General features: G+C 64.1%; 13 protein-coding genes. All 13 read left to right on the forward strand.

Annotation, left to right across the window (positions count from 1 at the left end; all coding sequences use genetic code 11):
• Positions 1–81 precede the first annotated feature (81 nt).
• On the forward strand, positions 82–399 hold the full coding sequence (gene flhD / locus ACPWR9_RS05560; RefSeq protein WP_010807753.1) for a flagellar transcriptional regulator FlhD: 318 nt from the start codon (positions 82–84) through the stop codon (positions 397–399).
• A 66-nt stretch (positions 400–465) separates the two neighbouring features.
• Entirely contained in the window at positions 466–1,080 is a 615-nt protein-coding gene (gene flhC / locus ACPWR9_RS05565; protein WP_150679395.1) for a flagellar transcriptional regulator FlhC, read from the forward strand.
• A 117-nt stretch (positions 1,081–1,197) separates the two neighbouring features.
• Complete coding sequence (gene motA, locus ACPWR9_RS05570; RefSeq protein WP_023598342.1) at positions 1,198–2,058, forward strand: flagellar motor stator protein MotA; 861 nt, start codon at positions 1,198–1,200, stop codon at positions 2,056–2,058.
• A gap of 12 nt (positions 2,059–2,070) precedes the next feature.
• Positions 2,071–3,078, forward strand: a complete 1,008-nt coding sequence (gene motB / locus ACPWR9_RS05575) for a flagellar motor protein MotB (RefSeq protein WP_426296123.1) — start codon at positions 2,071–2,073, stop codon at positions 3,076–3,078.
• A gap of 20 nt (positions 3,079–3,098) precedes the next feature.
• On the forward strand, positions 3,099–3,482 hold the full coding sequence (locus ACPWR9_RS05580; protein WP_426296122.1) for a response regulator: 384 nt from the start codon (positions 3,099–3,101) through the stop codon (positions 3,480–3,482).
• A 49-nt stretch (positions 3,483–3,531) separates the two neighbouring features.
• Positions 3,532–5,715 carry a chemotaxis protein CheA gene (gene cheA / locus ACPWR9_RS05585; RefSeq protein WP_426296121.1) on the forward strand — a complete coding sequence of 728 codons (2,184 nt, stop codon included), beginning with the start codon at positions 3,532–3,534 and terminating at the stop codon, positions 5,713–5,715.
• Positions 5,716–5,732: 17 nt separating this feature from the next.
• Positions 5,733–6,248 carry a chemotaxis protein CheW gene (locus tag ACPWR9_RS05590; protein ID WP_058376573.1) on the forward strand — a complete coding sequence of 172 codons (516 nt, stop codon included), beginning with the start codon at positions 5,733–5,735 and terminating at the stop codon, positions 6,246–6,248.
• An 89-nt stretch (positions 6,249–6,337) separates the two neighbouring features.
• Positions 6,338–8,707 (forward strand): methyl-accepting chemotaxis protein, encoded by a 2,370-nt coding sequence (locus ACPWR9_RS05595; protein ID WP_426296120.1) that lies wholly within the window; start codon positions 6,338–6,340, stop codon positions 8,705–8,707.
• Between the two features lie 63 nt (positions 8,708–8,770).
• Entirely contained in the window at positions 8,771–10,552 is a 1,782-nt protein-coding gene (locus tag ACPWR9_RS05600) for a methyl-accepting chemotaxis protein (protein ID WP_426296119.1), read from the forward strand.
• Between the two features lie 220 nt (positions 10,553–10,772).
• Complete coding sequence (locus tag ACPWR9_RS05605) at positions 10,773–12,404, forward strand: methyl-accepting chemotaxis protein (protein ID WP_426296118.1); 1,632 nt, start codon at positions 10,773–10,775, stop codon at positions 12,402–12,404.
• Positions 12,405–12,432: 28 nt separating this feature from the next.
• Entirely contained in the window at positions 12,433–13,371 is a 939-nt protein-coding gene (locus ACPWR9_RS05610; RefSeq protein WP_426296117.1) for a CheR family methyltransferase, read from the forward strand.
• A 1-nt stretch (position 13,372) separates the two neighbouring features.
• Positions 13,373–14,047: a chemoreceptor glutamine deamidase CheD gene (gene cheD, locus ACPWR9_RS05615; RefSeq protein ID WP_150679386.1), complete on the forward strand. Its 675-nt coding sequence runs from the start codon at positions 13,373–13,375 to the stop codon at positions 14,045–14,047.
• The gene (locus ACPWR9_RS05620; RefSeq protein ID WP_426296116.1) at positions 14,044–15,123 is read left to right on the forward strand and encodes a protein-glutamate methylesterase/protein-glutamine glutaminase; all 1,080 of its coding nucleotides are present in this window, start codon (positions 14,044–14,046) and stop codon (positions 15,121–15,123) included. Before cheD ends, ACPWR9_RS05620 begins: the two co-directional genes overlap by 4 nt.
• The last annotated feature ends 35 nt before the right edge of the window (positions 15,124–15,158 follow it).

The following is a 15,158-nucleotide window of genomic DNA, read 5'->3' on the forward strand; positions in this document are numbered from 1 at the left end:
TTCTTTATCTTTCGCCTTTATCCACAATGCGAGGGAAATTGCAGTAGTACCGCCAGATCATCCATTGCGCCGGGGGGCCGCATGCGAAACAGCGAAACACTCAATGAGATTCGTGAGTTGAATCTCTCCTACCTCGTACTGGCCCAGCGCCTGATTCGCGAGGACCGTGCCGCGGCGATGTTCCGCCTTGGCATCAGCGACCAACTGGCCGACGTGCTCGGCAGTCTCACCTTGGCACAACTCGTCAAATTCGCGGGGTCGAACCAGCTTCTGTGCCGATTTCGCTTTGACGACCACGTAATCCTCTCGACCCTGACGCACGGTGCGAAGGACGTGGGTATGCAGCAGTCGCACGCATCGATTCTGCTCGCGGGGCAACCCGTCGAGCAGATCGGCTAAGTACGCGATGTAATTCGCGCGCTGCCCGGGGGTAGCGCGCCGCGTCACCTGCCAGGAAGCCTGCATATGCGTACCAAAAGCGTCGTCCTCGAGGCCCGTGAAATTCAGCTGGCCATCGAACTGATCGAACTCGGCGCCCGACTCCAGTTGCTGGAGGCGGAAACGAGCCTTAGCCGCGATCGTCTGATCAAGCTCTACAAGGAGCTCAAAGGCGCCTCGCCGCCCAAGGGCATGCTGCCGTTCTCGACCGACTGGTTCGTGACCTGGCTGCCGAACATCCACTCGTCGCTTTTCCACAACATCTACCGGCACCTCGTGCATCACGGCGGCTGCCAGGGCATCGAGGCCATCGTCAAGGCCTACCGTCTCTATCTCGAGCACGTCGAACTGCATGGCTGGGAAGCGGTGCTTGGGTTTACCCGCGCCTGGACGCTGGTTCGTTTCTTCGACAGCAAGATGCTGCAAATGACCCCGTGCACGCGCTGCGGCGGCCATTTCGTCACGCATGCGCACGAGCCGCACGGTCAGTATGTTTGCGGACTGTGTGCACCGCCGTCGCGTGCCGGTAAGACGCGGAAAGCAAAACATGCGCACGCCGCCGATCTGGCTCCGGCCGACGCCGTTGCCCCGGCAGCCTTGCCTGGTCCGGATGGCACGGACATTTCGCCGCTCGCTGCATAACCCGCGTCATCGTCACGAGGTCGCACCCCCTACAGTTTCCCTGCGTGTCTGCCGTTAAGCCCTCTGAACAGGAAGGACATTTTTCCGTAGACGTATTTTTGCGAGAGGTATCCGGCAGTGCTTGTCGTCATTGGTTACATCATCGTTCTTGCCTCGGTCTTTGGCGGTTTCGTCATCGGCGGAGGTCACTTGGGCGCGCTGTTTCAGCCGACCGAGCTGCTGATCATCGGTGGCGCGGGCGTCGGCTCGTTTGTGGTGGGCAACAACAGCAAGGCGATCAAGGCGACGATGAAGGCGCTGCCGATGCTGTTCAAAGGCTCGAAATACACCAAAGAGCTCTACATGGAGCTCATGGCGCTGCTGTACGTGCTGCTGGCCAAGGCACGTAAAGACGGCATGCTCGCCATCGAAGGAGATGTGGAAGACCCGGCGTCGAGCCCGGTGTTCTCGCAGTACCCGCGCATCCTGGGCGAGCCGCGCATCATGGAATTCCTCACCGACTATCTGCGCCTGATGGTCAGCGGCAACATGAACGCGTTCGAGATCGAGAACCTGATGGATCACGAAATCGAAACGTACCGCCACGAAGGCGAAGTGCCTGCCCACTGCTTGCAAAAGACCGGCGACGCGATGCCGGCGTTCGGCATTGTGGCCGCCGTGATGGGCGTGGTGCACACCATGGCATCGGCCGACCAGCCGCCGGCCGTGCTGGGCGCACTGATTGCACAGGCCCTCGTGGGTACCTTCCTCGGTATTTTGCTGGCGTACGGTTTCATCTCGCCGCTCGCGCAGCTCATCGAGCACCGCATCAACGAGTCGGTCAAGCTGTACGAGTGCATCAAGGTCACGCTGCTGGCGAGCCTGAATGGTTACGCACCGGCCCTGTCGGTCGAGTTTGGCCGCAAGGTGCTGTACTCCACGGTGCGGCCGTCGTTCGCCGAGCTCGAAGAGCACGTGCGTCAGGTCAAGGCACGTTGACGGGCGGCAGCAATGAGCGAGAAAGAAGAGCGGCCCATTATCGTCAAGCGCCGCAAAGCCGGCGGGCACGGCCACCATGGCGGTGCGTGGAAGATTGCTTACGCCGACTTCATGACGGCCATGATGGCGTTCTTCCTGCTGATGTGGCTGCTCAGTTCAGTGAGCAGCAAAGAATTGACGGGCATCGCCGAGTATTTCCGCACGCCGCTCAAAGTGGCCCTCACGGGCGGGCGTAACGCGGCGGACAACAGCGGCGTGATTCCCGGCGGCGGCACCGACACGACGCGCACCGACGGCCAAAAGTCGCGTGGCGATCAGGTCAAGTCGCGCCAAGCCACGACCACCGAGCTGGCCGAGCGCGCCGATGCACAGCGTTTGCGCGAACTCAAGGCGCGCATCGAGAAGGCGATCGAGAATAACCCGACGCTCCGGCAATTCCGAAAACAGTTGCTGATCGACGTGACGACCGAAGGCCTGCGCATCCAGATCGTCGACGATCAGAACCGGCCGATGTTCGCCAACGCGAGCGCGCAGGTGCAGCCGTATATGCGCGACATCCTGCGCGAGATCGGTAAGTCGCTCAACGACGTGCCCAACCGCATCAGCTTGTCGGGTCACACCGACGCGACGTTGTACGCGCAGGGCGACAAGAGCTATAGCAACTGGGAACTGTCGGCCGACCGTGCAAATGCCTCGCGGCGCGAGTTGATCGCGGGCGGGCTCGACGGCGAGAAGGTGTTGCGCGTGGTGGGGCTGTCCTCGACGGTGCCGCTCGATCGCGACGACGCGTACAACCCGATTAACCGACGTATCAGCATCATCGTGCTCAACCGCCGTGCCGAAGCCAGCGTGAAGCACGAGGCAGACCAGCCGACGGTCGATGCAACGAACGCGCGCGGCGGCGTCGATGCGCTGAACGCAGCGATCAACGGTGGCGCGCTGCCCCCGGGCGTACCGTCGCCGCCGGCACCGCCCGCGGCCCCGGCTGTTCCCGGCGCTGCCGGGACCGCAGCCAGATAACCGATAAGAAGAGGAGACGCATGCAGGCATCACGCAACACGATTCTCGCGGTCGACGATTCCGCGTCGATGCGTCAGATTCTGGCCGCCACGCTCGATGAAGCCGGCTACGCCGTGACCACCGCGCGTGACGGTCAAGAGGCGTTGGCGCTGGCATCGAACGCGACTTTCGATCTGGTGCTGACCGATCAGCACATGCCCGGCATGGACGGGCTGTCGCTCATTCGTGCCCTGCGTGAGCTCGATGCGTTTGCACAAACGCCGATTCTGGTGCTCACCACCGAAGTCGACGGCACGTACAAGACGGCGGCCCGTGACGCCGGGGCAAGCGGCTGGCTGATCAAGCCGGTCGACCCCGAGGCACTGGTCGACGTGGTGGGCTCGCTCGTCGGCGCGGGCGCATGAAGATGTTGATGGCGTCGACGGCACAACCAAGTTAGGACGAGGCACACCGGTGGATATCACCCAGTTCTACCAGACCTTTTTCGATGAAGCGGAAGAGTTGCTCGCTGAGATGGAGCACCTCCTGCTGGCGCTCGACGTGAGCGCACCGGACAACGAGCAGCTCAACGCGATTTTTCGCGCCGCGCACTCGATCAAGGGCGGCGCCGCGACGTTCGGCTTCACCGCGCTCACCGAGACCACTCACCTGCTGGAAAACCTGCTCGATCGCGCGCGTCGCGGCGAGTTGCAGTTGCGCACCGAGATGGTCGACACCTTCCTGGAAACCAAAGACGTGTTGCATCAACAGTTGAATGCCTACCGCGCCTCCAGTGAACCCGATGTCGAGGCGATGACGCGCATCTGCGCGGTGCTCCAGCGCCTGGCGGCCGAAGAAAACGGCGAAGCCCCGCCTGCGGCTGCACCGGCAGCGCCCGTTGCTGCGGCGGCACCCGCTGCCGCCCCGGCCGCCGCCCCGGAAGCCGCACCCGATGCCAGCGGCGCCCCGACGAGCCCGGTTGCACCGGGGCAGACCCGTCTGAAGGTCACGCTCACCGGCGTGAGCGAGAAGGACCAGACCCTGCTTGCCGAAGAGTTGGGCAATCTGGGGCACGTGGCTGGACGTCATTCCGCAGACAATGCTTTGCACCTGTGGCTCGACACGACGTGCGGCGCCGACGACATTCTCGCCGTGTGCTGCTTCGTGATCGAACCGTCGCAGATCGACGTGCAGGATGCCGCTGCTGCTGCTGCTGCCGCGAGCGCACCGGCCCCGGTCGCCGCACCGGTCGCACACCCCGCCGTCGAACTCTTCGAACCGGCTCCCGTCGCGGCTGCGGCACCGGCCCAGATCGAAGTCCCGGCGGCTGCGCCCGTCGCTGCGCCGGCTGCCGAACAGATCGTCGTGCCCCCGGCCCCGGTCGCCCATGCGGGCGCTGGCAATGGCGGCAACGGCACGCATCCGCCGGAAAAGCGCGCAGCCGCACCCGCCGCGGGTGGCGCTGCCGGGCATGAAAACAGCTCGATTCGCGTGGGTGTGGAAAAGGTCGACCAGCTCATCAATCTGGTGGGCGAACTGGTGATTACGCAGGCCATGCTCGCGCAAACCGCCAGCAGCCTCGACCCGATGCTGCACGACCGCCTCTTCAACGGCATGGGCCAGTTGGAGCGCAACGCGCGCGACCTGCAAGAAGCGGTCATGTCCATTCGCATGATGCCGATGGACTACGTGTTCTCGCGCTTCCCCCGCCTGGTGCGCGACCTCGCCACCAAGCTCGGCAAGCAGATCGAACTGGTCACGTTCGGTCAGGCGACCGAACTCGACAAGAGCCTGATCGAGCGCATCATCGATCCGCTCACGCACTTGGTACGCAACAGCCTCGACCACGGCATCGAAACGTCGGAAGCGCGTCTTGCTTCGGGCAAAGATCCGGTGGGCCAGCTCGTGCTCTCCGCTGCGCATCAGGGCGGCAACATCGTGATCGAAGTGAGCGACGACGGTGCCGGTCTGCGCCGCGAGAAGATTCTCGCCAAGGCGCAGCAGCAGGGCATGAACGTGTCCGACTCGATGCCGGACGAGGAAGTCTGGCAACTGATTTTCGCGCCGGGCTTCTCGACCGCCGAAGCCGTGACCGACGTGTCGGGCCGTGGCGTGGGTATGGACGTGGTCAAGCGAAACATCCAGCAGATGGGCGGCCACGTGGAGATTCTGTCCACGCGCGGCAAGGGCACCACCATCCGCATTGTGTTGCCGCTCACGCTGGCGATTCTCGACGGCATGTCCGTCAAGGTCGGCACGGAGATCTTCATCCTGCCGCTGAACTTCGTGATGGAGTCGCTGCAACCGCGCCGCGACGACATTCGCGCGGTGACCGGCGAGGGGCAAGTCGTGCTGGTGCGCGGCGAGTATCTGCCGCTCGTGGAGTTGTATCGCGCGTTCGACGTGCCCGAGGCACGGTTCGATCCGACGCAGGGAATTATCGTGATTCTGCAAGCCGAGGGCCGCCGCTTCGCGTTGCTCGTCGACGAGCTGGTGGGCCAGCAGCAGGTCGTGGTGAAGAACCTCGAAACCAATTACCGCCGTATTCACGGTATTTCTGCCGCCACCATCATGGGTGACGGCAGTGTGGCTTTGATCGTGGACGTGGCGGCGCTTCAGCGCGGCCAGCGTTCGGCGTCGGCCACCATCTTCAACTGAAGTCGGAGAGTCGTCAGATGGAAAAGCTTTCGCAAGAGCATGCCATGTCGCGCCAGGGCGGCGCCATGCAGACCGAGGGCGACGGCCAGGAATTTCTGGTCTTCACGCTCGGTGAAGAGGAATACGGCATCGACATCCTGAAGGTGCAGGAAATTCGCGGCTACGACGCCGTCACGCGCATTGCCAACGCGCCCGACTTCATCAAGGGCGTGATCAACCTGCGCGGCATCATCGTGCCGATCGTCGACATGCGTATCAAGTTCCGTCTGGGCCGCGTCGAGTACGACACGCAGACGGTCGTGATCATTCTGAACGTCGCGGGTCGCGTGGTCGGCATGGTGGTGGACGGCGTGTCCGACGTGCTGACCCTGGCACGCGGCGAAATTAAGCCGGCCCCCGAGTTCGGCGCACAACTGGCGACCGAATACATCACAGGTCTGGGCACGGTCGAAGGCCGCATGCTGATCTTGATGGACATCGAGAAGCTGATGACCAGCGACGACATGGCGCTCATCGAGCGCCTGGCGAGCTAAACGACAAAACGGTAATAGACGGGCAGAGACACCCGCAGCGATACCCACAGACATAACCCACTCACCCGAAGTCTACGGAGACCGAGCACGTGCGCGATAACCAGCCCGTCACCCAAAACGAATTCGTCATCGGCGAGCATCAGTACCTGATCTCTCGAACGGATCTGAAGGGGCGGATCACGTATGCGAACCCCGCCTTCGTCGAGGTGAGCGGTTATTCGCGTGACGAACTGCTGGGCGCGCCGCACAACATCGTGCGCCATCCCGACATGCCGCCCGAAGCATTCGGCGACCTGTGGGACACGATCAAGCGCGGCGACACGTGGACGGGCCTCGTGAAGAACCGCCGCAAAAACGGCGACTTCTACTGGGTGCTGGCCACCGTCACGCCGACGCTCGAGAACGACGCTGTCGTGGGTTACACGTCGGTGCGCGTGCGCCCGGCGGCCGGTGCGACGGCGCAAGCCGAGGCGATCTACGCGCGCTTCCGTAACGGCCAAGCGGGCAATCTGCGCATTCGCGGCGGCATGGTCGAACGGGGTGGCATTGCTGCACTCGTGCGCAAGGTCCGCATCGACACGCTGCGTGCGCGCCTGACCGGCATCATCGTGCTCGGCGCCATTCTGCTCGCCGCGGTGGGCGGTCTAGGCTTGTGGGGCATGTCGAGCAGCAACGCCAAGCTGCTTCAGGTGTATCAGAACGGCATGGTGCCCGTGGGCACCCTCGGCACGATCGGGCAGAAGCTCGACCGCGACGTGTTGCTTGTGGCCGAAGCCATCGGCAACCCGAACCTCGACGCCATGAAGCGTGCGGGCGACGAGATTGCCGCGAGCCTCGACGACATCAATCGTCAGTGGGCGAGCTACATGAAGTCGGTCGATCCGGCCACGCAGGCGCAGGCCGAACGCTTTAACGTGATTCGCCAGCGCTTCACGACCGACGGCTTGCAGCAGACCGTCGAAATGCTCAAGGTCGGCTCGGCGGAAGGCGCTCAGCAAACGTATCTCGAGAAGGTGAAACCGGCCTATGGTCCGATGCGCGACGAACTGAACGTGCTCACGCGTCTGGAACTCACGCAGGCCACCGAGTTGTACCAACAGGGCCAGCGCGAACACACCATCGTACGCACGCTCACGGCGGTGGCCGTCATCGGCGGCATCATCGTGTTGTTCGTGCTCGGCAGCATTTTGCGCCGCGCGATCAACCATCCGCTGCGCGTCGCGTTGTCGATGTCCAAGCAGATTGCGGCGGGCGACCTGACCGGCAAGGCCGAAGGCACCGGGCGCGACGAGATCGGTCAGTTGCTGTTCGGCCTGACGGTCATGAAGAACAGCTTGCTGTCGATCGTCTCCGACGTGCGTGAGGGCATCGAGTCGATCAACGTGGCGTCGCGCGAGATTGCGGCGGGCAACACCGACTTGTCGGCGCGTACGGAACAACAAGCCGCATCGCTCGAACAGACGGCGTCGTCGATGGAAGAGCTCACCGCGACGGTGAAGCAAAACGCCGACAACGCCAAGCAGGCGAGCGCGCTGGCTGTGAACGCTTCGGAAATCGCGGCGCGCGGCGGTCAGGTGGTCGGCAATGTGGTCGACACGATGCAGGGCATCTCGTCGAGCTCGCACAAGATCGTCGACATCATCAGCGTGATCGAAGGCATCGCCTTCCAGACCAACATCCTTGCATTGAATGCTGCCGTGGAAGCTGCGCGCGCAGGCGAGCAAGGCCGCGGCTTTGCGGTGGTGGCGGGCGAAGTGCGCACGCTGGCACAGCGCAGTGCGTCGGCGGCGAAAGAAATCAAAGTGCTGATCGAAGACTCGGTGGGCCGTGTCGAGAATGGCTCGGCGCTCGTCTCGCAAGCCGGTAAGACGATGGACGAAATCGTGCAGGCCGTGCAGCGCGTGACCGACATCATGGGTGAAATTTCGGCGGCGTCTGCCGAACAGTCGAGCGGCATCGAACAGGTCAATCGCGCTGTGTCGCAGATGGACGAAGTCACGCAGCAGAACGCGGCGTTGGTCGAAGAAGCGGCCGCTGCGGCGGGCTCGCTCGAAGAGCAGGCGCATCGCCTGCGCGACGCCGTTTCCGTGTTCCGTGTCGGTGACGCCTTCAAGGCTGGCGACGCGCGTAGCGCAGCGCTCACACGCGCTGCCGCGCCCGCCGTTCGCCAAGCCGCCGCGTCGGTGGCTGTGGCCGCCACGGCCAGCGCGCCGAAAGCTTCAGCAAGTACCGCAAGCAACGCCGCTGGTGCCGCAACCGCACGCGCAAGCGCCGGTGGCGGCGCTGCGCGCACGGCCACACGTCGTCCGCAAACGGCGGCAGCACCGGCACCCGCTGCTGCCACGAGCGCACAAGAAGATGCGCAGGTCTTGCAACTGGCGGCGCGTCGCGGCAAGGCCGCACCGGGGGCAGCGCCCGCCGGGGGCACGAGCGATGCGGGCGATTGGGAAGAATTTTGAACGTTTCGGTGATTGGGATGGGTACGCCGGCGTCAAGCCGGTCTTCACGGGGTAGAGGTCGTTATGTTTAAAAATGTCACCATCCGGGCGCGGCTGACGCTGGCGCTTGGACTCTTTATGGTGCTGCTGGTCGTCGGCGCCGCTGTGGGGCTGTTGTCCCTGCGGCAAAGCAATGCGTCGTTGCAGGAGGTGTACACGAACGACATGGCGTCGTCGCGTGCCCTTGCGCAGACCACGATCGCCACGCTCTCTGCCCGCGTGACGCTGGCGCGCATCGAGTTCATCGCCGATCCGAGTGAAATCAAAACGGCCATCGAGGGCGTGCGCAACAACCTCAAGAAGGCCGACGACGCGTGGGCTGCCTACGCCGCGCTGCCGATGAGCGACGGGGAAAAGCCGCTGGCCGACGCGGCGCTCGCTTCCCGCAGCAAGGTCGTCAACGAAGGCATACTGCCCGCGCTGAAAGCGATCGAATCGGGCGATATTCCCGACTTCCATGCCAAGACCGTGATGGACGTGCCGCGCTTGTTCGGCGACTACACCAAGGCGATGACGACGCTGGCTGACCTTCAAGTCAAAAATGCCGCCGATCGTTACGAATATGCGCAGAACCGCTACACGCTGGTGATGTGGATGGTCGGCATCGGTCTGCTCGTGGGTCTGGTGGTTGGCCTGATTACGCAGATCACGCTCACGCGCGCCATCGTCGGTCCGATCGACGACGCCATCAAACACTTCGAGAAGATCGCTGGCGGCGACCTCACCCAACGCATCGAAGTGTGGAACGACACCGAAACCGGGCGTCTGTTCAAGGGCGTGAAGCACATGCAGGACAGCCTCGTGCGCACGGTTGCCGAAGTGCGCTCGGGTACCGAATCGATCACCTCGGCCGCGCAGCAGATCGCCGCAGGCAACACCGACCTGTCGGCCCGTACCGAACAGCAGGCCGCTTCGCTGGAAGAAACCGCCTCGTCGATGGAGCAGCTCACCGCCACCGTCAAGCAGAACGCCGATAACGCGCGTCAAGCGAGTCAGCTCGCGGTGAACGCGTCGGATATCGCCGCACGCGGCGGCGACGTCGTGGGCAAGGTGGTCGGCACGATGCAGGGCATCTCCACGAGCTCCAGCAAGATCGTCGACATCATCAGCGTGATCGACGGCATCGCATTCCAGACCAACATCCTGGCACTGAACGCCGCGGTGGAAGCCGCGCGCGCAGGCGAACAAGGCCGCGGCTTCGCCGTGGTCGCAGGCGAAGTGCGCACGCTGGCACAGCGCAGCGCCGCAGCCGCCAAGGAAATCAAGGAACTGATCGAAGACTCGGCCCATAAGGTGCAGGACGGTTCGGCACTCGTCGAGCAGGCCGGCCAGACGATGGAAGAGATCGTGCAAGCCGTGAAGCGCGTGACCGACATCATGGGCGAGATTTCGGCGGCGTCTGCCGAGCAGTCGGGCGGTATCGAGCAGGTCAACCGCGCCGTCACGCAGATGGACGAAGTCACGCAACAGAACGCGGCGCTCGTGGAAGAAGCGGCGGCCGCGGCGGGTTCGCTCGAAGAGCAGGCCAACCGTCTGAAGTCGGTTGTCTCGGTGTTCCGTCTGGAAGCGGGTCAGGCTGCGGTGGCTCACGCCGCCCCGGCACTCGCGGCCATCCCGGTATCGGCGGCCCCGGCACCGCGCGCTGTGGCCCGCCCGCCGGTCAAGAAGGCTGCGGCACCTGCCCCTGCCCCGAAGGCCGCACCGGCACCGGCCGCTGCACCGCTGCGTCGTCCGGCGCCCGCATCGGCGGCCCCGGCGGCACGCACGGGCACCGACGACGCCAACGGCGATTGGGAAACCTTCTGATCGCGACGGCTCAGCTAAACAACGCACTACCGCAACGCAAGCAGCACGTGCAACACACGCAGCAACTATAGGAACGGTGCACGCGCCTTCCCGGAGACAGCAGGTCTCGCCTCCGAGAAGACGCGTGTCGGTAAGTGGCAACAATGGGTAAGACAAAAGCCGCCAAGCGTGCGGGACACAATGTCCGCGCGACGGCGAGCCGGTAGTGGAGGGTCACATCATGAAGCAGTTGAGTCTCAAGGCAAAACTCTGGTCCGCGCTCGCGCTGATGTGGCTGGGTCTGTTATTTCTCGGTGGTTGGGCGGCGTGGCACGAGCGCGGCACGATGTTGGCCGAACGGCGTGCGGCGGTGCAAGACATCGTCACCACGGCCGACGGCATCGTGCGCGACTACGCCGCGCAGGCCGCCGCAGGCAAGATGACCGACGCTGAAGCCCGCCAGCAGGCGATGGCTCGCCTGAAGGTGATGCGCTACGGCGAAGGTGCCAACGGCTATGTGGTCATCTTCGACACCAAGCCGACCGTGCTCATGCACCCGACGCTCGCCGATCTGGTGAACAAGGATGTCTCCACCTACAAGGATTCGAACGGCAAGCTCCTCTATGTCGAAATGGCCAACGTGGCCAAAGGCAAGGGCGCGGGCTTTGTCGATTACTACGGGCGAGTGGCCGGCAGCGACAAGCGCATGGCCAAGCTCTCGTTCGTGAAGTATTTCGCGCCGTGGGACTGGGGCATGATGAGCGGCGTCTACGTGCAGGACGTCGACGATGCCTTCTTCGCGACGCTGCTGCGTTTCGGCGTGGCGCTACTGCTGATCGGCGGTGTCGTCACGGCCGCCATGATCGCGATCATCCGCAACGTGCAGCGCAGCCTCGGCGGTGAGCCGGAATATGCAGCGGAAATCGCCCAGCGCATTGCGGGCGGCGACTTGCAAAGTCATGTGCATGTGGCCGCTGGCGACAACGCCAGCCTGCTGTTCGCCATGCAGCGCATGCAGCACACGCTCGCCGAAACCATCGGGCAGATCCGTCAGGGCACCGAGTCGATCACGACCGCGGCGCAGCAGATCGCGGCGGGCAACACCGATTTATCGGCCCGCACCGAACAGCAAGCCGCCTCGCTGGAAGAAACCGCTTCGTCCATGGAGCAACTCACCGCTACCGTCCGTCAGAACGCCGACAACGCGCGTCAGGCGAGCCAACTCGCGGTGAATGCCTCCGAAATCGCTTCGCGTGGCGGTCAGGTCGCCGGGCAGGTCGGTGCCACGATGGAAGGCATTTCCGCCAGCTCCAGCAAGATCGTCGACATCATTAGCGTGATCGATGGCATTGCGTTCCAGACCAACATTCTCGCGCTGAACGCTGCCGTGGAAGCTGCGCGTGCAGGCGAACAAGGCCGCGGCTTCGCCGTGGTCGCTGGCGAAGTGCGCACGCTGGCGCAACGCAGCGCTTCGGCCGCCAAGGAAATCAAGGCGCTGATCGAAGAGTCGTCGCGTCGTGTGTCGGACGGCACGTCGCTCGTGGCGCAGGCGGGCCAGACGATGGAAGAGATCGTGCAGGCCGTCAAACGCGTGACCGACATCATGGGTGAGATCTCGGCGGCGTCGGCCGAGCAGTCGAGCGGCATCGAGCAGGTCAATCGTGCCGTGACCCAGATGGACGAAGTCACGCAACAGAATGCAGCACTCGTGGAAGAGGCGGCTGCGGCCGCCGGGGCATTGGAATCGCAAGCGCACGAACTGCGCGCTGCGGTCTCGGTGTTCCAGACGAGCGCGGCAGGTAGCGCCAGCGTGCACGCGATGAGTGCCTCGCGTCGCGACAGCGCGCCGCAACCGTTCGCTCGCGCGGCATAAGGCGAGCTACTGACGCCGGTGAAACTCCATGACTGATTCGCGCACCCCCTCGCATCTGACGCGTCGCAATACTCTCGGCAACGAGGGGGGCGATAGCCGCAGCACGGAATTTGCCCGTGCCAGCGGGGCGGCGCTCTCGGGCGAGCGCGACTTCGCGTTCTCGCTGGCCGACTTCAGCCGCATTCGCAACCTGATCTATCAGCGTGCGGGCATCGCACTCGCCGAACACAAGCGCGAGATGGTCTACAGTCGCATCGCCCGGCGTCTTCGCGCGCTGGGCATGACGAGCTTCACCGAATACCTCGACATGCTCGAGGCCGACACCGGCGACAGCGAGTGGGAGTCGTTCACCAACGCGCTCACCACCAACCTCACGTCGTTCTTCCGCGAGTCGCATCACTTCCCGCTGCTCGCCGACTTCATTCGCAACCGCGCCAAGCCGATCTCGATTTGGTGCTGCGCTGCCTCGACCGGCGAAGAGCCTTATTCGATCGCGATGACGCTGGTCGATACGCTGGGCTCGCGGCCCAATGCCAGCGTGCTGGCGACCGACGTCGACACGCAAGTGCTGGCGCGCGCTTCGGCTGCCGTGTACAACGGCGAGCAAACCGGCAAGCTTTCGCAGGAACAGTTGCGTCGCCACTTCCTGCGCGGCACGGGCGGCAATGCGGGCAAGATCAAAGTGCGGCCTGAATTGCAGCAACTGGTCACGTTCGCACCGCTCAATTTGCTCGCGCCGTCTTGGCAAATCGGCGGGCCGTTCGACGTCATCTTCTGCCGTAACGTGATGATCTATTTCGACAAGGCGACGCAGGCGCGCATTCTCGAGCGCTTCGTGCCGTTGCTCAAACCGGACGGGCTGCTCTTCGCTGGGCACTCCGAGAATTTCACGTATGTGAGCCGGGCGTTCCGTCTGCGCGGGCAGACGGTGTACGAGCTGGCTGGCACCGGAGCGAAGGGAGCCTGACATGGCGCAGCCGCTGGCCGAAGCCCTCGCGACGAATCACTATTTCGACAACGCGTTCAACACGCGCGCGGTCAAATTGCTGCCGTCGGAATACTTCGTCACGACCGAAGACATCATGCTCGTGACGGTGCTGGGTTCGTGCGTTGCCGCGTGTGTGCGCGACAACGTGACGGGCATTGGCGGCATGAATCACTTCATGCTGCCCGACGACGGCGAGAGCGACCGCGACCGGCTGCTCTCGGCGTCGATGCGCTATGGCGCATACGCGATGGAAATGCTCATCAACGAGTTGATCAAATTGGGGGCACGCCGCGAACGGCTCGAAGCCAAGGTATTTGGCGGCGGGGCCGTGCTCGCAGGCATGACCACATTGAACATCGGGGATCGCAACGCGAACTTTGTGTTGCGCTACCTCGAGACCGAGCAGATTCGCGTGACCGCGCAGGATCTGCTCGGACCGCATCCGCGCAAGGTGTGTTTTTTGCCGCGCACAGGTCGGGTGATGGTCAAGAAGCTGGGCGATCGCGGAGATCCGGCGATCGCTCAGCGCGAACAGGCGTATGCGCAGCGACTGCGCACGCGCGAAGTACGGGGCTCCGTAGAACTCTTTGCGCCACCGGCCAGAACCGCCAAGCCTCGGCCGGGGCCTGACAACCGAAAAATGGAGGAGGCTTGAGCGAACCTATCAAAGTCCTGTGCGTGGACGATTCCGCACTCGTGCGTAGCCTGATGACCGAGATCATCAATGCGCAACCGGACATGACTGTCGTGGCGACCGCACCCGACCCGCTGGTCGCGCGCGATCTGATTAAGCAGCACAACCCCGACGTGCTCACGCTCGACGTCGAAATGCCGCGCATGGACGGGCTCGATTTTCTCGAGAAGCTCATGCGTCTGCGTCCGATGCCGGTGCTCATGGTGTCGTCGCTGACCGAGCGCGGCTCGGAAGTCACGCTGCGCGCGCTGGAATTGGGCGCGGTCGACTTCGTGACCAAGCCACGTCTGGGTATTCGCGACGGCATGCTCGAGTACGGCGAGATGATTGCCGACAAGATTCGTGGCGCGGCGCGGGCTCGCGTGCGCAGCGCACCGCCCAAGAGCGCCGCACCCGCACCGATCGAAGCGGCGCCGTTGCTGCGCAACCCGCTCGTGTCGACCGAAAAGCTGATCATCATCGGCGCGTCGACCGGCGGCACCGAAGCGATTCGCGAAGTGCTCGTGCCGATGCCGCCCGATGCGCCCGCCATTCTGATTACGCAACACATGCCGGCCGGCTTTACCAAGTCGTTCGCGCAGCGCCTGAACGGACTTTGCCGCATCACGGTGAAGGAAGCCGAACACGGCGAGCGTGTGCTGCCGGGGCACGCGTACATCGCGCCGGGTGGCGACACGCACTTGCAGCTCTCGCGCAGCGGGGCGAACTATGTGGCCGTGCTCGATCCGGCGCCGCCAGTGAATCGACATCGGCCGTCGGTCGATGTATTGTTTCGCTCCGCGGCGGTACACGCCGGGCGCAACGCGATCGGGGTGATCCTCACGGGGATGGGCCGCGACGGTGCAGCGGGCCTGGTGGAGATGCGCCGGGCTGGCGCGCACACGTTTGCGCAGGACGAAGCGAGCTGTATCGTGTTCGGCATGCCGCGTGAAGCCATTGCGATGGGCGGGGCCGAAGAGGTCGTGCCGCTCTCGGAGATGGCACGCAAAGTGCTGCATCAAGTCGCGAAATTTGGCGAACGCACGCAACGAGTATAGTAGGGCGCTTCGCGCAGTGTGCTTCGCATGGTTTG

Source organism: Pandoraea pneumonica, from assembly GCF_049918595.1.
GTDB lineage: Bacteria > Pseudomonadota > Gammaproteobacteria > Burkholderiales > Burkholderiaceae > Pandoraea > Pandoraea pneumonica_A.

What these genes read in the sequence shown, in the direction of transcription:
- ACPWR9_RS05580 (WP_426296122.1), top strand. Translation starts at nt 3,099, where the DNA reads ATGCAGGCATCACGCAACACGATTCTCGCGGTCGACGATTCCGCGTCG.
- ACPWR9_RS05605 (WP_426296118.1), top strand. Translation starts at nt 10,773, where the DNA reads ATGAAGCAGTTGAGTCTCAAGGCAAAACTCTGGTCCGCGCTCGCGCTG.
- flhC (WP_150679395.1), top strand. Translation starts at nt 466, where the DNA reads ATGCGTACCAAAAGCGTCGTCCTCGAGGCCCGTGAAATTCAGCTGGCC.
- motB (WP_426296123.1), top strand. Translation starts at nt 2,071, where the DNA reads ATGAGCGAGAAAGAAGAGCGGCCCATTATCGTCAAGCGCCGCAAAGCC.
- ACPWR9_RS05600 (WP_426296119.1), top strand. Translation starts at nt 8,771, where the DNA reads ATGTTTAAAAATGTCACCATCCGGGCGCGGCTGACGCTGGCGCTTGGA.
- cheD (WP_150679386.1), top strand. Translation starts at nt 13,373, where the DNA reads ATGGCGCAGCCGCTGGCCGAAGCCCTCGCGACGAATCACTATTTCGAC.
- ACPWR9_RS05590 (WP_058376573.1), top strand. Translation starts at nt 5,733, where the DNA reads ATGGAAAAGCTTTCGCAAGAGCATGCCATGTCGCGCCAGGGCGGCGCC.
- ACPWR9_RS05610 (WP_426296117.1), top strand. Translation starts at nt 12,433, where the DNA reads ATGACTGATTCGCGCACCCCCTCGCATCTGACGCGTCGCAATACTCTC.
- flhD (WP_010807753.1), top strand. Translation starts at nt 82, where the DNA reads ATGCGAAACAGCGAAACACTCAATGAGATTCGTGAGTTGAATCTCTCC.